This is a genomic window from Orrella sp. JC864 (assembly GCF_037026685.1).
Taxonomy (GTDB): Bacteria; Pseudomonadota; Gammaproteobacteria; order Burkholderiales; family Burkholderiaceae_B; genus Orrella.
The window spans coordinates 61,197-81,070 of the sequence record NZ_JBANET010000002.1; the positions used below are offsets into that span (position 1 = coordinate 61,197).

Sequence of the window (19,874 nt, forward strand, 5' to 3'; positions counted from 1 at the left end):
ATGCCGATTGCGCAGCTGTACATCATCGAAGGCCGCGATGCGGAAAAGAAGGAGCGGCTGATCGCCGAGGTCACCGAGGCGATCCATCGCGCGATTGATGCGCCGGTGGAGTCCATCCGCGTGCTCATTACCGAAATGCCGAAAGAACACTTTGGAATCGCGGGTCAAAGCGCCAGGAAACGAGGGCGTTAGGACGTTGTGTGTTTGGTGTGTTGAGGGCCAGTTGGCCTTAGAAATTATGGAGACTGAAAATGGCACGATCACTGGAGCGTTTCGGCCGACTATCAGCGCGTGTTTCTCGCGAGCGTGTTCAAGGACATCAACGTGAGCTTCGTGCAGTCGGGCACGGGGGCGAACCTGAACCTGTCGCTGCCGCAGAACTACCGTGACATCAACGTGTTTGGCGTGGGGGCGGAATACCGCTACAACGCGAGCCTCGCGTTCCGTGCGGGCTTCCATTATGCGCAGGAAGCCATACCCAACAATATGCTGTTGGCCGTCATTCCCGCCATCCCGACCACGACCCTGACCGGCGGCGTCTCTTATGCGTTCAGCCAAAACAGCAAGATCGACCTCGGCATATCATTCGCACTGCAGAAGACCTTGACGAACACGAGTCAGCCCAACACCTCCGTGCCGATAAAGGTGACCCACTCGCAGATCAACGCAGCGGTGGCCTGGCAAAAACGGTTTTGATGCAGAGGCGGGCGCGGGTGGGGTTGACCCTGTAGGTCAGGACTGTCAGACACCGTTAAAGGCAAACATTGTGATTATTGACGTACCACGTTCATCGGCGAAATTTAAGCCCACAAGAGGTCGCGTGAGTCGGGAACAGCAATTTTTGTGTTCACGAAGCCGGACATTGAAGTCATGAATGACCAAAGACGTTTTTAGACATAATGTATTGGACCTGCCGTACCTCAAGCGACGCGGGTTAAGCTTGAGGCTAGTGTCCTGAATTTGACGCTCGTAGAAGGGAAACGGAAGCGGACGCTCGTGCAATGAGATCTACGCGAAAATCCGCTAGCCGTTCAGGAAGTGGTACTTCCCCCAGAGGGCGCGGTCTAGCGTAAGTCGCATTGCGCAGATGATTGCTCCGAGTCATCAGAGGTCGACAAACTATGTTTGACGAGTCAAATATACTGACGCATCGGGGATGCAAAGCACCTGCAGGCGTGGACGAACGCCTGGTTTGAGGCGGCCGTCGAACTAGGTTTTATCCGGTGGCCCTATGTACCCGACAAAGAAGTCGTCAAGCGTTTGCATGGCTACTTCAATGCAGGGTTGATGCCAATGGAAGCCGCCCAAGCATGCTTTGCGGCGAAGCATTGAGAAAGATCGATGATGATTCAACCAAGAAAAATCATACGAGGTTGTTAAGGGAAATCAAGTTATTGCTCGTTGCCGGATACTGGATATATGGAGTTGCAAATGTCGGATTCTTTAGAAATTGCGAATACAGTCACCGCAAATGGTATAAAAACCAATTATCACGATCGTGGTCAGGGAGTGCCTGTTCTTTTGATTCATGGATCGGGCCCTGGAGTAACCGCATGGGCGAACTGGCGCCTCACAATCCCTGAACTCGCGAAGCAGTTTCGCGTCATCGCACCGGACATGGTGGGCTTTGGATATACCGAGCGGCCGGTGGGTATCCGGTATGACATGGATACCTGGGTCGGGCATGCGCTCGGGTTGCTGGATGCGCTTGGCATTGACAAGGCTCACGTGGTGGGCAACTCTTTCGGAGGGGCTCTGGCCTTGGCGCTGGCCATCCGGGCGCCCGAAAGAGTGCGCCGATTGGTCCTCATGGGCAGCGTGGGTATCTCCTTCCCGATAACGGAGGGGTTGGACAAGGTTTGGGGCTACGTTCCGTCAATCGACAACATGCGAGAGTTGCTCGATGTTTTTGCGTTCGACCGCAATCTCGTAAATGACGACCTCGCTCGCCTGCGTTATGAGGCAAGCATCCGGCCGAACTTTCAGGAAGCGTTTTCAAGTATGTTTCCGGCACCGCGCCAGCGTTGGGTGGACGCTATGGCGAGCCGGGAGGAGGACGTCGGCTCGCTTCCGCACGAGACACTCATCATCCATGGGCGCGAAGACCAGGTCATCCCGCTGTCCAATTCCTATACACTGCTCAGACTGATTCCACGGGCGCAGCTGCACGTGTTCGGCCGCTGTGGCCATTGGACGCAGATTGAACATGGAGAGCGATTTAACCGGTTGGTCGGTGACTTCTTCTCGGAAGAGGCGCTTTAAGCCTCCGCGCGGAGGCCTTTGGGGGGCGTTCAAGTGACGCCAACGGCATGTGGCAACGAACGGTCCCCCAATTAGGTTTTCGTTCCAGGCAGGTTTACGCACCCGGTGAGAGCGTGCGAGACGATGAACTTTTAAGAAAGAGCCCTGACTGGCGATTTCCTGAGGAGGGAACATGAAGGAGGAGAAAGGGAAAGCGGGAGAAATAGACAGAGGAATACCGCTTTTCGTGCCAGATGTAGTGGCTGATCTGCATTTTCCGGACATTCGGGATCTGGCGGAACGGCTTCGTTTCAATCCTGCGGACGGTCGCATCTGGCTCGACGATCGTCGAATGGTCTTGATCCATACGGACGCGTTTGCTTCACTGCGACAGGAACTCATCGAAGCTTTAGGTAGCGATGCTGCGCGCGGATTGCTGACCCGCATGGGATATCTATCGGGTTCTCGGGATGCCGCGCTCGCACGAAAGGTTCGCGGGCAAGACAGCGCATTTGATGCCTTCGCGGTAGGTCCTCAACTTCACGCCCTGGAAGGCATCGTCCTGGTAGAACCTGTCAGAGTGGATATCGACAGCACCACCGGTCAGTATTACGGGGAATTTCTGTGGAAAGACTCGTCCGAGGATGAGGCTCACATATCCGTGTACGGCATCGGCTCCGAACCAGCCTGCTGGATGCAGATTGGCTACGCGTGCGGCTACACGAGCGCTTTCATGGGCCGGCGTATTCTATACCGGGAAGTCGAATGCCGCGCGATGGGCAATACATTATGTCGAATCATTGGAAAGCCCGTGGACGAGTGGGACGCCCCCGATGCGGATCTTCGGTATATGCTGCCACAATCTCTGGAGAAACGTCGCTTTGTCGCGTTGAAAAGTTCAGGGCCAGCCCCGACTGACTCTACAGATCATGAGTGTGTGCCTTGCAAGCCTGACGAAGTGCCTGTCAAAGAAGGACCAATAGGGGCGTCTGCTGGATTCAACGCAGTGATGCACAAAATATTCAGAGTGGCTCCCACTAGTGCGACCGTTTTACTGATGGGCGAGAGCGGCGTGGGCAAAAGCCTGTTTGCTCGGGAACTGCACAACAGAAGTTCGCGTGTAGGGAAACCATTCGTTGAATTAAATTGTGCAGCTCTTCCCGATTCGCTGATTGAATCGGAGCTTTTTGGTGTGGAGCGAGGGGCATTCACCGGCGCATCCGATGCCCGCGTTGGGCGTTTCGAAAGCGCAAACGAAGGGACCATTTTTTTGGATGAGATTGGTAATCTCAGTCTAACCGCTCAAGCGAAGCTATTGAGAGTTTTGCAAACGGGGGAGATGGAGCACCTCGGGAGTTCAAAGACGGTTAAGGTAAATGTTCGGGTAATTACTGCGACTAATGACAACCTCAAACAGGCGATAAAAAGCGGGCGTTTTCGTGAGGATCTTTTCTACCGGCTGAATGTATTTCCAATTGTTATTCCACCTTTGCGTGAAAGAAAGGATGATATCCCGGTTTTGCTGGAATTTTTCATAAAGAAATTTTCAAAAAGGCATGGTCGGTCCCTCAAGGGCTTATCCAATCGTGCGCTTCATCTATTGCTGGATTACTCGTGGCCCGGGAATATCCGCGAGATGGAAAATGTGCTCGAACGTGGCGTTATCCTCGCCGAGGAAGGCGGTACGCTCGATGTATGCCACTTGTTTAGTAGCGGTGACACCGTGGAATGTAAGGGTGCTTTTGGTTTAAGCGACCTTGGGTCGCTTGCCCTCGATTCCATATCGACGAGCGCTCCCCCCGAGACGATCCGCAAGAGCGGAGAAGCCCCGGAGGGGCTCGAGGATTGGGCAGCGCTTGCTGTACAGATGAACAAAGCGACACTTTGCGAGGTCGAAGATGCGCTCGTACGCGCGGCACTCAAAGCCGCGAACGGGAACATATCAGAAGCCGCACGTCTTCTCGGATTGACACGCGCGCAACTCGACTACCGTGTCAAGAAGTTGAACAATTCAATGCCAATCTCGACGGAGAAGTAGAGAGCGCAAAGCACCAGCGTTTGGGATCAACCGAATCGAAGATCTGCTTCGGCTTTGTTCGGGAGGTTAGGGGCGCTGGTGGTGCAGACGCAATTAGGCTTTTTTAACGCACCTCGCCTGACCAAATGCATTCCATTGATTGATCAGGTTGGCGATAGCGCGGCCTTCCTGAGTTTGTGACGCGATGCGACGCGTCAGCAGCGTGTCGCCGATGCAGCGCTTAATGCGCGAAAATTGCGCCTCAACGCGAGCGCGCAGGCCATAGCCATATTTGTTCTGGAATGCATACTGTCCCTTCTCTTTCAGATAACGCACAAGTTGATCGTGCCAACGATTTTGCTTCGCGTCATCGACCGCATCGGCCTTGGGAGGAATCACCGGCACGACGCCGCTGGCGAGCAGTTGTTCATTGCGCTCGATCTGGTAATACGCCGTATCGGCAATGAGTCGATCGATCTTACCGACTTGCGGCAACAGCAAATCGAGGCCGCTACTGTCTCCAGTGCCGGTATCGGTGATTTCCACTGCCAGTACGTCGCCTTCAGCATCCATGGCCAGATGCATCATGCGCCATGGCGTACGCTCAGCTTTCTTGCCGTATTTCTTTTCGTACCATGCGCCGGCATGAGAAAAGCGCAAGCCCGTGCTGTCCACTATCACCGTCACCGGCTCGCCTTCATTGAGGCGCTCAGCCGCGCGCACGCACTTCCTGCGCACCGTGATGTCCAGCGAAGCAAACAGGTCCGACAGATGGCCAAAGCTGGGTACGGGCAGCTCGACGCCACGCCCGCGCCAATAGTCGTGCATGAAGCCCGCGAATTCCCGCAAACCCATCCGGTACATGCGATACAGCATAAACAGCAAGTTTGAGATAGCCCCTTGATTCACCGGACACGGTCTCTGTTTCTGGATGAACCCACTTCAGGGGTAGATCCCATCACCCGGCGCGAATTCTGGACCCACATCAACGGACTGGCCCGCAAGGGCGTGACCATCATGGTCACCACCCACTTCATGGACGAGGCCGAATACTGCGATCGCGTGGCCATGCTGTCGCGTGCGCAACTGATTGCGCTGGATACGCCCGACGCGCTCAGTATGAGCTCCATTAACCGCATCCTATTTGCCTAGAGGGAAGTCGTGCACAGTTGACTGGGTGATGATTGAAAACGGAGTCGAGGATGTCGGAAGCGGTAGCGCAGTGGGCGGGCCACTTGGAGGCGATCGAGGCCGAGGGTACCGCGCTCAAGCGTTCGGCGATCAGCCCAGAACGGCCCGACCCGACGATGGAGGACGCCTTCATTCACCTGGTGGAGTCGGCGGACCGCGAGATGGAGGCCACCATATGAACGGCGCCACAATGCACAAAGACGGGAGTGGCCCCCTGCAGACCGACTTGCGCCGTTTTGATCTGCGGCGCTTGATGGCACTGGTGACCAAGGAAAGCTACGGGCTCGTTTGCGCTCCTGCTCGCCAGTCTGGTGCTGTTCATCCTGTCGGTGGTCGGCATCGGTCTGATGATTTCCGCGGTCAGCATGACGCAGCAGCAGGCCATCCTGGGGGCGTTCGCCATCGGCGTGCCGGCGGTGCTGATGTCCGGCTTTGCGACGCCTGTGGAAAACATGCCCGTCGTCCTGCAATGGCTGGCCCAGGCCATTCCGCTGACCCACTTCCTCATCATCGTCGAAGGCAGCTTTCTCAAGGCCATGCCGCCCGGTGACATTCTCGCCAGCCTGTGGCCGCTGGCGGTCATCGCCCTGGCCACGCTGACGATGGCCACCGTATTCGTCCGAGGACGCCTGCAATGAAATCCAAGCCCCGCACTCCCTTTCTTCGCGCAACCGTCACCGGCCTGACCCCTGGGCGCGCGCGTCCGCTCGCGCTGGCCCTGTCCTGCGTGCTGCTGACTGCCTGCGCAAGCGTGGGCCCCGACTACCGCGAGCCGCCGCCGGTCGACGTCGGCAGCGGCTGGAGCTTGCCGTTGGCAAGCGAATCCCAGTCCGCAGACTTGAGCCAATGGTGGTCTGCACTGGACGATCCCATCCTCGATCGCCTGATGGCCACGGCGCTGGCACAGAACCTGGATCTGCGCCAGGCTGCGGCACGCATCGATGAGGCACGCGCCCTGCGCGATCGTGTGGCCGGCGAGGCATTGCCCACCGCCGCCGCTGGCGCGAGCGTCAACCGGCGCCGTCAAAGCGAGAACGGCCCCTTGCCCGTAGGCTCGATCCCCGGCCTTGACGCCACGCAGACCATCTACGACGCGGGCTTCGACGCGGCCTGGGAGGCCGACTTGTTCGGGGCCAAGCGGCGCGCCCTGGAAGGCGCCAACGCCCGCCTGCAGGCGACCGAAGCCGAGGCACAGGGCATACGCATGCGCATCGTGGCCGAGGTCGCGCGCACCTGGTTCACCGCCGTCGGCGCCCGCTACGAGTTGCACGCACAACAGGCCACGCTGGATACGCTGCAGCAGACTTGGGAATTGGTGCGCCTTCGGCATGCGCTGGGCGACGCGTCGACCGCCGACGTGGAGGCGGCGTACGCCCAATGGACAGCAGTCAACGCGCTCATCCCGGATATCCAGGCGCGCCAGCGCGCCGCGGTACTCAGCCTGGGCGTGCTGCTGGGCGCACCGCCGGAGCGGGAGCTGGCACTGCTGGATGGCCCCTTGACGCCGAGCACGCTGCGGGCGCTGCCGGTGGGCGAGCGTGCCGACATGCTGCGCCGGCGCCCTGACGTACTGGCTGCGGAACGTCGCCTGGCGGCGAGTTCTGCCGACATCGGCGTGGCCACGGCCGAGTTGTTCCCCAAACTCTCCATTGGTGTCGGCGGCGGGTTCCAAGCGCTCAGTACGGGCGATTGGTTCGATGCATCCAGTTCGCGTTTTTCCATCCTGCCGCTGATTTCCTGGCGCCTGTTCGACGGCGGCCGCGTGCGCGCCGAGATTCGGGCGCGCGAGGCGGGGCAGCGGCAGGCCGCGCTGGCCTACGAGCAGGCCGTGCTGGCGGCGCTGGGCGACGCCGAACGCGCGCTGGGCGACTACCACGGCGGGCTGGACACACTGGAACGCCGTGGCATGGCACTGGATGCCGCGCGCACAAGCTACGGCCACGCCAAGGCGCGCTACGCGGCGGGCGACATTGCACTGGTCGAACTGCTGGCCGCCCAGCGAAGCCTGCACGAGGCCGAAACCGCAGCGGCACGCGCGCATACCAACGCCGCCGTGCAATTGGTGGCGCTGTACAAGGCCCTTGGTGGCGGCTGGGACGTATCCACGGCGGCATCCAGCGCAACCCATCTGCTGCGGGGCACTGCCGCCCCCGTCGCGTTTTCAAGCCGCTGATTCAACACAGGAGACCGTCATGCAAATCAACGTTGGAAATCTCGACCGCATTGTGCGCATCGTCATCGGACTGATTTTGCTCAGTCTCCCATTGTGGCTGGACTCATCTTGGCGTTGGCTGGGACTCATTGGAATCATGCCGCTCCTCACCGGCCTGGCAGGCCGCTGTCCTGGCTATCGCCTGCTCGGCCTCAGCACTTGCCCGATGCGAAAACCCGAGTGAACGCCCTATGAAACTCAGTTTTTTGGGCGCAGCCCGAGAAGTCACCGGATCGTGCTTCCTGGTCGAAGCGGCTAATGTCCGCTTCCTGGTCGATTGCGGCATGGTTCAAGGTGGGCGTGTAGCAGCAGCACGCAACTACGAGCCGTTTGCGTTCGACCCGGCGTCCATTGACTTCGTCCTGCTGACCCACGCCCACATCGACCATAGCGGGCTATTGCCCAAACTGACGCGCGCCGGGTTCAAGGGGCCCATCTACGCCACGCCAGCGACGGTTGATCTGCTCGGGGTGATGCTGCCCGATAGCGCTCACATCCAGGAAAGCGATGCCAAGCGGGTTGCCAAGCGGTTCAAAGAGAAGACCGTGCCGCCACCCCTGTATACCCTGCAGGATACACACGAATGCCTGCAGCAGGTACGCGGCATCGAATACGACCGGGAGTTCGCACCCCGCGTCGGGGTGCGCGCCCGCTTTCGTGATGCCGGCCACATCCTCGGCTCGGCCATCGTGGAAGTGTGGATTACCGAGTACGGTTACCCCACGAAGATCGTGTTCAGCGGCGATTTGGGCCAGCCGGGACGCCCCATCCTGCGCGACCCGACACCCATCGAGGACGCGGACATCCTCGTCATCGAGTCCACCTACGGCGACCGCCGGCACAAGGATTTTTCGGCGACCGAAGCGGACATGATCGGCATCGTCGAGAAAACCCTGTTCGAGCGCGGCGGCAATGTCATCGTTCCGGCCTTTGCGGTCGGCCGAACCCAGGAGGTGCTCTACCACCTACATCGTCTCACCTGCGAAGGGCGTCTGCAGCGTCCAATGGTGTTTGTCGATTCGCCGATGGCCACCGAGGCCACACGCATCACGCGTGAGCATCTCGAATTGTTCGACGAACAGGCGAAGCGGTTGGCCGGATGGCATGCGCGCGGCGAGAACCTCCCGTATCTGGATTTCACCGCGAGCGCTGAGGAGTCCATGGCGCTGAACCGGATTCGCTCCGGGGCCATCATTATTTCTGCCAGCGGCATGTGCGATGCGGGGCGTATCCGGCACCACCTGCGCCACAACTTGCCACGCCGCGAATGCAGCATCTTGTTTCCCGGTTTCCAGGCGCAGGGGACGCTTGGCCGGCGCCTGATCGAGGGGGCCGAACGTGTACGCATCTTCGGTGAGGACATCCCGGTACGTGCGGCGATCCACAGCGTGGACGGCCTCTCGGCGCATGCCGACCAAAAGGCGCTGCTGGATTGGGCCCGTGCTTTCATTCAAGCACCGGCGCAAACCTTCGTGGTGCATGGGGAATCGTCGGCCGCGCAAGCCTTCGCTGAACTCTTGCAGCAGCAACTCGGCTGGCAGGTCACGGTGCCCGAGTATGGCCATGCGCTGCGCTGGCCGGACTTTCTGGCGCACGAGTGATGAAACCTGCAGAAGATCTCGCTGAACGCCTGCGCGCCATCCGCGAGTCACCAACATACCGTCTTGCGTACGAAGACATCGAGCTGCTTGGCCAGGACGAACTGCGGCCGCTGCGACTACAACTCGAACTGCTCAAACCTGAGCGCATCCTGCACGAGCAAGGCATTCACTCGACGGTAGTGGTCTTCGGCAGCGCACGCGTGAGCGATGCCGAGACGGCAGAAGCCCGCCTTGGCGCGCTGGAGCGTCAGGCGCTCGTCACTCCGGAGAATGTCGGGCTGAGGCAAGAGCTTGCGCGAGCCAATCGCCGGGTCGAACAGGCACGTCACTACGAGCAAGCGAGGCGTTTCTCGGGCCTTATTTCGGCGCGTTTCCAGCAGCAAAACCGCCGTGATTTCGTCGTCGTCACCGGGGGTGGGCCCGGCATCATGGAGGCCGCCAACCGCGGTGCTTTCGAGGTTGGCGCACGTTCGATTGGCCTCAACATCACGCTGCCCCACGAACAGGCACCCAACCCCTACATGTGCCCGGATTTGGCGTTCCGATTCCACTATTTCGCGCTGCGCAAGATGCACTTCTTGTTGCACGCCAAGGGCTTGGTGGCATTCCCGGGTGGCTATCGAACGCTCGATGAGCTGTTCGAGGTGCTCACCTTGATCCAGACCGGAAAGATGCAGCGTATTCCGGTAGTGCTGGTCGGCCGTGCATTCTGGCATCGCGTAGTTGATTTCGATCTTCTGCTCGACGAAGGCTATGTCTCTCCATCCGATCTCGACTTGTTCACCTGCGTAGACAAAGCAGAGGAAATCGTCAGTGCCCTCGAACGCTTTTACGTCACCAGGGCAGCAGGCGATGGGGCAACATGATTGGCATCGACGGGTATCGCTGGAGCCTGCGCGGCACCAAAGTGCAGCAGCCGATGCAGTGCTGTCAGCAGCACGTTGAAAATGACCCAGCGGCAGCACATTGGATTTGACCCACCCGGGTAGGATGGGCCCTTTTTGGAGGGCCAGTGCTTACAAGGGAGGTAATCGTGGAAATACGTGTGTTGGCCCGCCAAGGATTAGGAATCCGGGAGATCTCGCGGGAACTGGGGCTGTCGAGGAACACCGTGCGCAAATACTTACGCAGTTGTGCTGAGCAGGATCGTGCGCCGCGATCGGGGCGCACGCAGAAGCTCGATCCGTTCAAAACCTATCTGCATGACCGGGTTCGCGCAGCGCATCCGGCCTGGCTGCCGGCGACCGCGCTGCTGATCGAGATTCGCGCGATGGGTTATGACGGAGGCCTGACGCGGCTGCGGGTCTATCTGCGGTCGCTGAAGTCGATCAAGGCGCCGGAGCCACTGGTACGTTTCGAAACCGATCCGGGGCAGCAGATGCAGGTCGACTGGATCGTGTTGCGACGTGGCAAGCTGCCGCTGTCGGCATTCGTTGCGACGCTCGGTTACAGTCGGGCGAGTTACGTCGAGTTCGTGACCGACGAACGATTGCCGACGCTGCTGGGATGCCATGAGCGCGCGTTCGACTTCTTCGGTGGGGTTCCTCGCGAGGTCCTGTACGACAACGTCAAGACGGTGGTGATTGGCCGAGACGCCTATGGTCCCGGACTGCATCGCTATCAACCGGCCTTCCTCGACTTTGCGAAGCACCACGGCTTCGTGCCGCGCCTGTGCAAGCCCTACCGAGCGAAGACCAAGGGGAAGGTTGAGCGCTTCAACGGATACCTGCGCCGCAGCTTCTACAATCCGCTGGCAAGCCGGCTCGCTCAGGATCGCCTCTCGCTTGACGCGACCACGGCGAACGCCGAGGTCGTGCGCTGGCTGAGAGATGTCGCCAATGTGCGCATCCACGGCACGACTGGACAGTCGCCGCTCGAGCGTCTCCTGCTTGAGCAACCGAAGCTGCAGCAGTTGCCGGAGCCGTGGCGCGCGAACCTGCCGTCAGCTTCCGTGCCGACGATGCCACCGCCGTCGCGGTTCGATGATACGCCGCTGCAGCATCAGCTGTCAGTGTATCAAGCCCTGCTGACGGAGGCACGTTGATGGACATCCAGCACGAACGTATCCTCGAAGCCTGTCGACAACTGCGGATCGACACGATGGGCGAGCAGTACAGCATGTTGGCAGCTCGCGCGGCAGCGAACCAACTCACGTTTGCCGACTTCTTCGAGGCGCTGTTGAAATCTGCGATGGACGCGAAGCACACGCGGACCAAATCCATGTTGCTGCGCACGGCCGGCTTCCCTGTGCTGAAGACGCTGGAGGAGTTCGACTTTACGTTTGCTCACGGCGTTGCCAAGAAATCGGTGCTGGAGCTGTCGTCGATGGCCTTCGTCGAGCGCGCCGAGAACATCGTGTTGCTCGGGCCGAGCGGCCTTGGCAAAACGCATCTGGCGATCGCACTCGGTTACATCGCAACGCAGATGGGGATCAAGACGCGCTTCATCTCTGCGGCGGATCTCGTCATTGCCTTGGCCGCCGCTTCCCGGCAGGATCGATTGGCCGACTTCCTGAAGCGCAACATCATGAACCCACGGCTGTTGATCATTGATGAGGTCGGCTATCTGCCGCTCGGCCGGGACGATGCCAATCTGTTCTTCCAGGTGATCGCCAAGCGGTATGAAAAGGGTTCCGTGATCGTAACGAGCAACTTGCCGTTCGGGCAATGGGACCAGACGTTCGCCGGAGATCAGACGCTCACGGCCGCGTTGCTCGACCGCCTCCTGCATCACAGCCATGTTCTACAGATCAAAGGCGAAAGCTACCGACTGAAGGACAAGCGAAAAGCCGGCGTGATCCGATCCCGTGCATCCGAAAGTGCTGAACAGCAACTGGAGATGCACGCGTAAGTGATGATCAGCAACATCGTTTGACCCTGGGTCAGGCGAAACCGATGGCCAGCAACTGACGCTGACCCAGGGTCACGCAACATGCTGGGCATCAACTTGGTGACCCAGGTGGGTCAAATCTAATGTGCTGCACAACGGCCCAAGTGGGTCACTTCTAAGTTGCTGTTGACAGTGCGTCACCTTGTTGATTGCGGGTGCATTGTTCAGCCCGATCTCTACTTTCGGTTCCGAAGTCTCGCTCTCTACAAATCCTTCCTCCTGCTCGCCAGAGCAATCCCTGCGCTGGCGGGGCGGCACCCTGCGTCTGGAGAACGATTTGTTCACCGGCTCCGATCGCAACTACACCAACGGTGTCGCGCTAACAGCAGTCTCACGCGATCTGCAAGGCGGGCTCCGTCCGGAGTGCCTGCCCCAGCCGATTGGTTTGTACGCCCGCTTCATCGGCTGGGCTGATCCAGGCTTCTGGCACGAAGCCGGCGCCCACTCGTCGTCGCAAAACCTCGTTGTGCGCTTTGGCCAAGCCATGTACACGCCCGAGAACAAGACGCGCACCGATGTGATTCCAGATGACCGACCGTACGCTGGTTTGCTCTACCTGGGTTTGGCGTGGAATCGCCGCATCCACCCACAAGCTGCCAGCTACGAAATGCTTGACGTGCGTGAGTTGACCCTGGGCGTGATCGGCCCCTGGTCGCTGGCCGAGCAATCTCAGGATCTGGTGCATCGCGCACGCGGCATTGAGCGCTTTCGCGGCTGGAACAACCAGTTGCGCAACGAGCCGGCATTTCAGATGGCCATGGAGCGCAAGTTCAAGCCGTACACGGAGGGTGCCGTCCGTCCTGGATGGGGCAGCGACGTGATCGGCAGCTATGCCTTGCGGGTCGGAAACATCGAAACCGCCGCCAGTACCGGCGTGGAGTTTCGCGCGGGCTGGAACATACCGAACGACTTCGGCAGCTATCCGATCCGCCCTGGCGCGGAGAACCGCCCGCCCTCTGGTGTTGCCGATCTGCGCACGACAACGCCGCAATCGGTCCTGGCGCCCAAACCTGGGGCACATGTCTTCCTGAGCCTGGAGGGTAAAGCCGTCGCCTGGGACTTCTCACTCGACGGAAACATGTTCCGGCATAGCCATCATGTCAGCCGGCGGCCTTGGGTCGCGCAAGCAGCTCTCGGCATCAGTAGCCAATGGATCGTTGCTGGACGTGGCGTGCGGCTCGCCGTGATGCGCGTTTGGAGAACCCGCGAGTTCGACCAGCAGGCGGGCCATCACGCATTCGGATCGATCGCGCTGAGTCTGGAATTTTGAGGACACCTGCAACCATTCGTTAGACCCAAAGCATTCGTCACAACATCAATGGAGAAATTCGTGAACCAGCCCCTGAAACCCAGATCGTTCTTCACCGTCTCGCTGTCCGTGCTCTTGGCAACCTTCGCCACGGCACTCGGTGCGCAGTCCGTAGAGGCGGCAAAGCCAATGGCGCTTCGTACCATAATGGAAAGACTCGGTCGCGACATGCAAGCCGTCACGGGCGCGATCTCCAAAGAAGACTGGCCACTGGTCGCCGAGCTAGCACCACGAATCGCCAAGCATGCCGAGCCGCCCATGTCGGAAAAGATGCGCATCCTTGCCTGGCTTGGGGCAGACGCTGGAAAGTTTCGGGGTCTTGATGGACAGGTCCATGACGCCGCGACCGCCATGGGCGAGGCTGCACAGCGGAATGACGGCCAAGCAGTCATCGCGGCTTTCTCCAAAACCCAGCAAAGCTGCCTAGCCTGCCACCAGAGTTACCGTCGCTCGTTCGTGGAAAAGTTCTATGGAAGCCGCTAGCAAGGGATGGCTACACCTGTTGACGGAAGACTAACTTCTATCCAATCGATATACCTCGACGAATTCCGAGTTCCCAGGAAGCCGATCCTTTGTGAATGGTCGCAGCGAGTTGCTGTCCCAACCGCTGCTCGATCACCGGCTTCCACGGCACCAGGCTGAACCCCATGCCGTCATCGAGCATCGCGTAGCGCCCGCTAGCGAGCATGACGGAACGCCTGTAGATGCCAGCCACGCGTTGGCCGTCGGACACGGGCCGGTGCTCCAAGCCGGTTTCGGCCGCAATGTCCTTGGCGGCCTGCGCCAATTCCCGATTGCGCAGCGTGCCCAACAGGTTCCGGGCCAGGATTACGCGCTGCCCACGGCGCTCGGCCAGCCCCTGTTCGGCCAGGAAGTCGGCGCGCTGCTGCATCGCTTGTTTGGCCTCGCTGCCAAAGCCCAGGTTGCCAAGGCCCGAGCCGCCGCCGATCAGTTGGTGGTCGAGCCAGGTGGCCCCCATCACGCGGGCCTGCCGCTCGATAGGCAGGTGCGATTTCAGTTCCACCGCCACGCCGCCCAGGCGCTGCGCGTCGTAGCGGCGGCCCTGCTCGGGCAGGTCGCCCGGCACCTTCCACAAACCTTCGGCCACGCGCTCCACGATGCCGGCCCGGCGCAGGGCTTCAAGGCGGCGAACGTGAGCCGCGACGATTTCCTGCGGATCGCGCCCATGCGTGGCCCGGCCTTGCTCAATCGCCAGGTGATGATCGGTGCGATACAGGCCATCGCTCGCCAGTGCAGCGATGTTCTTGTCGGCCGCGCGCACGTCGGCCGAACCCTTGACCTCCACCACGGCGCCGGTCGGATAGTTCGCCAGCTCGTCGCGGGCGTTGAGCGCGACGTAGTGGGCCTTGCCGTCCACGCCGTCGATGACCAGGTAGCCCCGGTCGCGCAGCTCGTCGGCCAGCCCCTTCGCGGCCACGCGGCCGAGAATGGTGCGGTCGTCGTCGCCCGGCTCGAACACCGCCAGCTCGCGCGGCTGGCCGCGCATGGCTCGCTGCATGGTGCGGATGATGTCGCCACGCTCGCCCAGGGCGCGCAGGGTCTTCTCCGCGTCGGCATGGACGACCCAGGTGCCCGGCCGCAGCTCGTCGGCCAGGCCCAGGCGCTGCAAGCGTTGCAGGCGGCCGATCAGCGGCAGGCGCTGGCGTTGCAGCATCGGTTCGTTGAAGCGTTCGGTCTGCACCCGGCCGTCCTCGCCGGCCTCGCGTTGGAGGGTGCGGTCGAGGCTCGTCCACCGCTCCTGTTCCACCTCGCGCTGCAAGGTCTGCTTGATCTCCAGCTCGGTGCGCGGCCCCAGCCATTCGGTTGCCAGTTCGGCGGCGCGATGGCGGAAACCATCGGTGATGTAGTCGCCCGCGATGATGAGGTCTTTGCCGGTGTCGTCGCGCCCGCGCACGACGATGTGCGTGTGCGGGTTGTCGGTGTTCCAGTGGTTCACGGCCACCCAATCGAGGCCCGTGCCCAAGTCGGCCTCCATGCGGCCCATGAGATGCCGCGTGTAGGTGCGCAGGTCTTCGAGTTCCGCGCCATCCTCGGGCGAGAGGATGAAGCGGAAGTGGTGCCGGTCATCCGCGCAGCGTTCCTTGAAGCCGTCGAGGTCGGCAGCATCGGTCTGCGGCCCGTAGGCTTGGCCCGGCTCGCCATCGCGGCCCACGCCATCGCGCTCGATGTAGCGCAGGTGCTTGGCGAGCGACTGCGGACTGGCCTGGCGCTGGTTGACCAGCAGCGTCTTGATGGTCACGCGCCGCGACATGGGCGTGAGCTTCGCCCCCGCGAAGCGCGCCGCCGTGTGGCCGCGACCCAGGCGCGAGCCGGGCCGCTGGACGGTGCCCCTCCCGGTGCCGCCAGTCGTCCCAGGACGGCGCACCGAGGACTTGCCGCCGCTGGCCTTGCCCGCCTGCTTGAGCACCTTGGAGACGAAGCCCTGGCCTCGGTTCTTCGGGGCGCTGGGGCGGATGCGGAAATCATCATCGCGGCGGTCGGTCATGGTTATGCCCTCTGCAACCTCTGGCGTGTCCGGTCGTGCAAAGCACGCGGACATGCCTGCATTGGCGCGGGCCTCGCGCCACAAGCGGCACGGCGGCGAAGCCGCTGCGTGCTGCGCCACCCCCACGTGCAGACTGGCTTTCGACGCGGCCCGGTGCCGCGTCCTTTTGTCTTGCCTTCCGCCTTTGCCCCTCGCTGGCGCTCCGGGCAGCGGCGGCCCGGCGGTGCTGCTGCGCGAGCAGCCAGCGCGCCGGCGAACGCGGCGACGGCCATAGGCCGGGCGCGTTCGAGGCAAGACGCCTGCACGTTGGACGGCTGCGCCGAAGGCAGCGCGAAGTGCGGTGCGAATGCACCCGCACTGCACGCGCGACGACACGGCGACGGCCAGCAGAGCGACACGCCCGATGGCACGACAAGATGCACGGCAACGTGCAGCGAGTCGGCGGCCATCATGGGCGGGATTCCAGCCAGACTGGATGCGCGACCCCGATCACGGCGGATGCGCTGACCGGCCCGAAATACCGGCTGTCGAACGACGCCGGGTTGGTCACACTCAAGAGGAACAGTTCGCCGGATTCGAGGCGGCGGCATTGCTGCCAGGATGGCAGCGGCCGGCCCCAGCGGTCGGCAGGCAGCACGGCGGCCGAAGGCACGCCGTCGATGCGGACGACGCGGCCAGTGCTGCACACCTCCTGCGGCGCGACGGCGCCCACGCGCTTGAGCAGCGGCACGCGCGCCGGCAGGTAGCCGCGCTGCGCGGCCAGCGCGGCGGCGTCTGGCGGCAGCGTGGTCAGGACGATGCTGCCCACGGACAAGGGACGTGGCGGCGAGTCGGTGCCGTGGCCTTGCGGATCGACGCGATACCAGCCGACCGCCACGCTGTCGGACGGGTTGTAGATCAGGCGCGGCAGCGGATGCACGAAGGACGCCCAGGCGAGCGCAGCGAGGCCGCAGGCGGACAGGCCCGCCAACACGAGGCGAGCGCGCAGGCGCGAGCGAGGATGCGGCGGGATGCCGGTTGCGCTGGCAACGGCGGATGGAAGCGTCATGGCAGCGTCCTCCCGGTTAGCCAGGCAGCGTGCCGCTCGGCGGTGTATTCGGGCAGCGGCAGGCGTGCAGCGAGCCGGTTGGCGAGCGTGCGCCAGTACGCGGGCGAGACAGCGGCGGGCGCGATGCCCAGCGCCTCGATGGCGTCGATGCACTCCAGCACCGCGCGCACCTGGTTCTCCCCTTCGGCGTGGAGCAGCAAGCGCGCCCCCGGCTGCACGCCGGGGATGCGCTGCGCTGCATCCAGCGGCGTGCAAGCCTGCATCACCATGAGCTGCCAACGCACAGTGCCGTAGTCGTTGGCCTGCCAGCGGATACGGCACAACATGGCGCCCGGCAGGAACACCGCGCAACGGCGCCAGCGGTCGAGCTGGTGCGTGCGCGCAGGTTCGCCGAAGCGCAGGTAGAGCTTGAAGCGTGGTTCGATGTAGGCCAGCGCCACGCGCGTCAGCGGCGCGCTGGCAGGCTGGCCGGCAAGTGCAGCCGTAGCCGCGCCAGCGGCAGGCGAAGCGGATGCAGTCATGGTGCGTTCTCCCTGCGGTGCTCTGGAAACTCCCGCTCCAACAGGCCACGCAGCAGGTCGGCCACGGTCACGCCTTGCGTGAAGGCCGACACCTTGATGCGTGCCCGCATCGCGGGCGTGATGTCGAGAGTCAGACGGGCGGTGTAGAGGTCGCCCTTGCCCAGCGCATCGGCGTCGCCCTGGCGAATCCACGCCTCGGCGTGCGGATTCGCGGGCGGACGCGCGCCGATGCCGACGCGCTTTGCCGTGCGCTTGCTGTTCGATGGCGGCTTCGCGGTCATGTCGGCCACCGCAGCAATTCGTCCACCAGCGCAGTGATTTCGCGTGCGGCGGCGCTGTCGGGTGCCGTCTCGCGTGCAAGCCGGCCAGCGGCCACGCTATCGGCGAACACGATGCGCTGATGCACTTCCGCGCGCAGCGCAGGAAGCGGCTGGTCGGCGAGTGCCTGGCGTGCTTCGCGCCCGATCACGGTGGTACTGACGCGCCGATTGATGACGAAGGCCGCGCGCAGCGCAGGCCGAAATACCTGCGCCTCGCGGATCAGCGCCACCATCTCAGCGCTGGCCCACAAGTCGTAGGGGCTGGGCTGCACCGGGATCAGCACGCGCTCGGCCGCCAGCAGCGCGGAGCGCGCCAAGGCGGCGATGCGCGGCGGGCCGTCGATGACGACGTGATCGGCCCGCCTGGCGAGTTCCGGCGCCTCTTGGTGCAGCGTTTCGCGTGCGAGGCCCACGGCGCTGAACAGCCGTGGCAAGCCTTGCTGGCTTCTGCGCTGCGTCCAGTCCAGCGATGAGCCCTGCGGGTCAGCGTCCAGCAGGACGACGTGCTGGCCGCGCATCGCCAACTCGCCGGCGATGTGCGTGGCGAGCGTGGTCTTGCCGACGCCGCCTTTCTGGTTGAGCAGTGCGACGATCATGGCCTGGCCCTCCATGCTGGAAAGCCGGGCTTTTGCTGCTGCGTTTGTGGCCGCGGGGTGGTTGTCCACCGCAGCGGCGTTTCCCTACTAAAAGTTAGAGAAACTAAGTTAGGGAAGTTAGAGGACGCGCAAACCCAGTGCTGGCGCGGGTTTGCGGCCGATCGGCACGCCTGATAGCACGATAGTCCCACGCCTGATAGCACGATACCCCGCACGCCTGATAGCACGACACCATTCACAGGCTTTCCCGGAGTTATCCCCGTGCCGTCTGCGGCACGGGCCGGAACGTCAGCAGTTCCATGCCGTTGTCGGGCATCCGCTCGATGCCCAGGACGTAACCGGGCAGCGACTGCCGCGCGACGAGCGCGCGCAGATCGCAGGCGAAGTCGTAGGGCTTCGCGGTGCTGCCGGACTTCTGGTGCAGATAGCGAAAGTCGAACTGCCAGCCGTATGCCTGCTTGCCGCCGTGCTTGCGCACCAGGCGGTACAGCCACCGCTCGATGCCGCCGGTGAGCCGGAAATACGCCGGGTCGATGGTCAGCACCAGCGCGGCGTCGAGCACGCCGGCAAAGAACCAGTCCGGCAGGATCAGCTCGATGCCCAGCGGCGTGCCGCTGGCATCGGCCAGTTCCTTCCATTCGTTGATCCACGAAAAGCGGTGCAGGCGCCGGCCTGTTGTCTCGCGGATGGACGTGGCCACCGTGGTCGATTGCAGGCGATCCAGCGCGGCCTTGAGGCGCTGGTAGTCTCGCAGCGACTTGCCGCGCCCGATGAAGCGCAGGATCTCGTAGGGCGTCGCGCGCATCAGCCGCGACGGGCGCAGGCCCGCGTCCTTCGCTTCCACGATCTGCGAGGCCGCCCATATCAGCACGTCCGCATCCCAAATCGTGGCGATGCCGTGCTCCTGCGTGCCCTCTACGCGGATCGTCACGTTGCCCGCGCGGAAGTCGATGGGTTTGACCCGCTTGGACTTGCCGAGCGAGAAGAACGGATAGGCCATCAAGTCCTGGCTGTCGCGCGGCGCCATGTCGCCGGGCAAGGCGCGGAACAGGTCGAGCTGTTCGCGCTCCTGCAACGACCGCTGCCGGAACGGCAGCGCGGAGCTGGACATGGTGATGGCCTGCCGCGCGCCGCCGATCAGCGCGCACGGCTGTCGGCCGAGTGGTGCTCGGCGTACTCGGGATCGGAAGTCGTCTCGAAGCTGCGATCGGCGGCCCAGGCATCGAGGTCGGCCACGGCGTACATGACGCGCCGGCCGAACTTGCGAAAGCGCGGACCACCACCGATCACGCGCTGCTTTTCCAGCGTGCGCGGCGACAGCCGCAGGTACTCGGCGGCTTCGTCGTTGGTGAGATAGCGTTGGGGCTGCGCGGCAGCGGTCGAGACAGTGGCGGCAGGCCGCAAAGGAGCGGGACGCATGGTG

The 19,874-nt window shown here is 62.5% G+C and carries 21 protein-coding genes and 2 pseudogenes; 15 read left to right on the forward strand and 8 right to left on the reverse strand.

Annotation, left to right across the window (positions count from 1 at the left end):
- From V8Z80_RS02050 to V8Z80_RS02065, 4 genes and pseudogenes are all read left to right on the forward strand, one after another.
- A complete protein-coding gene (locus V8Z80_RS02050) occupies positions 1-192 on the forward strand; it encodes a 2-hydroxymuconate tautomerase (protein ID WP_011516083.1) in 192 nt (63 codons plus the stop codon).
- Between the two features lie 72 nt (positions 193-264).
- Positions 265-696, forward strand: a pseudogene (locus V8Z80_RS02055) (OmpP1/FadL family transporter); the annotation flags it as partial.
- A 735-nt stretch (positions 697-1,431) separates the two neighbouring features.
- Entirely contained in the window at positions 1,432-2,262 is an 831-nt protein-coding gene (locus V8Z80_RS02060; protein ID WP_011516071.1) for an alpha/beta fold hydrolase, read from the forward strand.
- Between the two features lie 172 nt (positions 2,263-2,434).
- Positions 2,435-4,279 carry a sigma-54-dependent Fis family transcriptional regulator gene (locus tag V8Z80_RS02065; RefSeq protein WP_011516070.1) on the forward strand — a complete coding sequence of 615 codons (1,845 nt, stop codon included), beginning with the start codon at positions 2,435-2,437 and terminating at the stop codon, positions 4,277-4,279.
- A 93-nt stretch (positions 4,280-4,372) separates the two neighbouring features.
- Here V8Z80_RS02065 and V8Z80_RS02070 read toward each other — a convergent pair whose 3' ends face one another.
- On the reverse strand, positions 4,373-5,134 hold the full coding sequence (locus V8Z80_RS02070; RefSeq protein WP_066132413.1) for an IS5 family transposase: 762 nt from the start codon (positions 5,132-5,134) through the stop codon (positions 4,373-4,375).
- Between the two features lie 24 nt (positions 5,135-5,158).
- Between V8Z80_RS02070 and V8Z80_RS02075 the strand changes: the two genes are divergently transcribed.
- The 11 genes and pseudogenes from V8Z80_RS02075 to V8Z80_RS02125 all read left to right on the forward strand — a co-directional run bounded on the left by V8Z80_RS02075 (position 5,159) and on the right by V8Z80_RS02125 (position 13,943).
- Positions 5,159-5,410, forward strand: coding sequence for an ABC transporter ATP-binding protein (locus tag V8Z80_RS02075; RefSeq protein ID WP_011516046.1), 252 nt, complete (start codon positions 5,159-5,161; stop codon positions 5,408-5,410).
- A 50-nt stretch (positions 5,411-5,460) separates the two neighbouring features.
- Positions 5,461-5,628: a hypothetical protein gene (locus V8Z80_RS02080; RefSeq protein ID WP_021161685.1), complete on the forward strand. Its 168-nt coding sequence runs from the start codon at positions 5,461-5,463 to the stop codon at positions 5,626-5,628.
- A gap of 99 nt (positions 5,629-5,727) precedes the next feature.
- A pseudogene (locus V8Z80_RS02085) lies at positions 5,728-6,087 on the forward strand (ABC transporter permease); the annotation flags it as partial.
- Positions 6,084-7,622 carry an efflux transporter outer membrane subunit gene (locus tag V8Z80_RS02090; RefSeq protein ID WP_011516038.1) on the forward strand — a complete coding sequence of 513 codons (1,539 nt, stop codon included), beginning with the start codon at positions 6,084-6,086 and terminating at the stop codon, positions 7,620-7,622. The pseudogene V8Z80_RS02085 and the gene V8Z80_RS02090, both read left to right, overlap by 4 nt.
- 19 nt (positions 7,623-7,641) lie before the next feature.
- Entirely contained in the window at positions 7,642-7,845 is a 204-nt protein-coding gene (locus V8Z80_RS02095) for a YgaP family membrane protein (RefSeq protein ID WP_010792188.1), read from the forward strand.
- Between the two features lie 7 nt (positions 7,846-7,852).
- Positions 7,853-9,262, forward strand: coding sequence for an MBL fold metallo-hydrolase RNA specificity domain-containing protein (locus tag V8Z80_RS02100; protein WP_011516037.1), 1,410 nt, complete (start codon positions 7,853-7,855; stop codon positions 9,260-9,262).
- Positions 9,262-10,128, forward strand: coding sequence for a TIGR00730 family Rossman fold protein (locus V8Z80_RS02105; RefSeq protein ID WP_011516036.1), 867 nt, complete (start codon positions 9,262-9,264; stop codon positions 10,126-10,128). Before V8Z80_RS02100 ends, V8Z80_RS02105 begins: the two co-directional genes overlap by 1 nt.
- Positions 10,129-10,274: 146 nt before the next feature.
- A complete protein-coding gene (istA, locus tag V8Z80_RS02110) occupies positions 10,275-11,306 on the forward strand; it encodes an IS21-like element ISRme20 family transposase (protein ID WP_042976508.1) in 1,032 nt (343 codons plus the stop codon).
- Entirely contained in the window at positions 11,306-12,112 is an 807-nt protein-coding gene (gene istB, locus V8Z80_RS02115; protein WP_011516034.1) for an IS21-like element ISRme20 family helper ATPase IstB, read from the forward strand. The genes istA and istB overlap by 1 nt, the downstream gene beginning before the upstream one ends.
- Positions 12,113-12,311: 199 nt before the next feature.
- Positions 12,312-13,421 (forward strand): lipid A deacylase LpxR family protein, encoded by a 1,110-nt coding sequence (locus V8Z80_RS02120; protein WP_231886079.1) that lies wholly within the window; start codon positions 12,312-12,314, stop codon positions 13,419-13,421.
- A gap of 48 nt (positions 13,422-13,469) precedes the next feature.
- Positions 13,470-13,943: a cytochrome c gene (locus V8Z80_RS02125; protein WP_029310270.1), complete on the forward strand. Its 474-nt coding sequence runs from the start codon at positions 13,470-13,472 to the stop codon at positions 13,941-13,943.
- A 37-nt stretch (positions 13,944-13,980) separates the two neighbouring features.
- Here V8Z80_RS02125 and V8Z80_RS02130 read toward each other — a convergent pair whose 3' ends face one another.
- The 7 genes from V8Z80_RS02130 to V8Z80_RS02160 form a co-directional block, all read right to left on the reverse strand.
- Positions 13,981-15,966, reverse strand: a complete 1,986-nt coding sequence (locus V8Z80_RS02130) for a relaxase/mobilization nuclease domain-containing protein (protein ID WP_041240063.1) — start codon at positions 15,964-15,966, stop codon at positions 13,981-13,983.
- 448 nt (positions 15,967-16,414) lie between these two features.
- Positions 16,415-17,014, reverse strand: coding sequence for a S26 family signal peptidase (locus tag V8Z80_RS02135; RefSeq protein ID WP_023114176.1), 600 nt, complete (start codon positions 17,012-17,014; stop codon positions 16,415-16,417).
- Complete coding sequence (locus tag V8Z80_RS02140) at positions 17,011-17,535, reverse strand: DUF2840 domain-containing protein (RefSeq protein WP_023103957.1); 525 nt, start codon at positions 17,533-17,535, stop codon at positions 17,011-17,013. The genes V8Z80_RS02135 and V8Z80_RS02140 overlap by 4 nt, the downstream gene beginning before the upstream one ends.
- The gene (locus tag V8Z80_RS02145) at positions 17,532-17,816 is read right to left on the reverse strand and encodes a hypothetical protein (RefSeq protein WP_023114175.1); all 285 of its coding nucleotides are present in this window, start codon (positions 17,814-17,816) and stop codon (positions 17,532-17,534) included. Before V8Z80_RS02145 ends, V8Z80_RS02140 begins: the two co-directional genes overlap by 4 nt.
- The gene (gene parA / locus V8Z80_RS02150; protein ID WP_023114174.1) at positions 17,813-18,451 is read right to left on the reverse strand and encodes a ParA family partition ATPase; all 639 of its coding nucleotides are present in this window, start codon (positions 18,449-18,451) and stop codon (positions 17,813-17,815) included. Before parA ends, V8Z80_RS02145 begins: the two co-directional genes overlap by 4 nt.
- A gap of 253 nt (positions 18,452-18,704) precedes the next feature.
- Positions 18,705-19,562, reverse strand: a complete 858-nt coding sequence (locus V8Z80_RS02155) for a replication initiator protein A (RefSeq protein ID WP_023103960.1) — start codon at positions 19,560-19,562, stop codon at positions 18,705-18,707.
- Between the two features lie 26 nt (positions 19,563-19,588).
- Positions 19,589-19,870, reverse strand: a complete 282-nt coding sequence (locus V8Z80_RS02160; protein WP_003107109.1) for a helix-turn-helix transcriptional regulator — start codon at positions 19,868-19,870, stop codon at positions 19,589-19,591.
- Positions 19,871-19,874 lie beyond the last annotated feature (4 nt).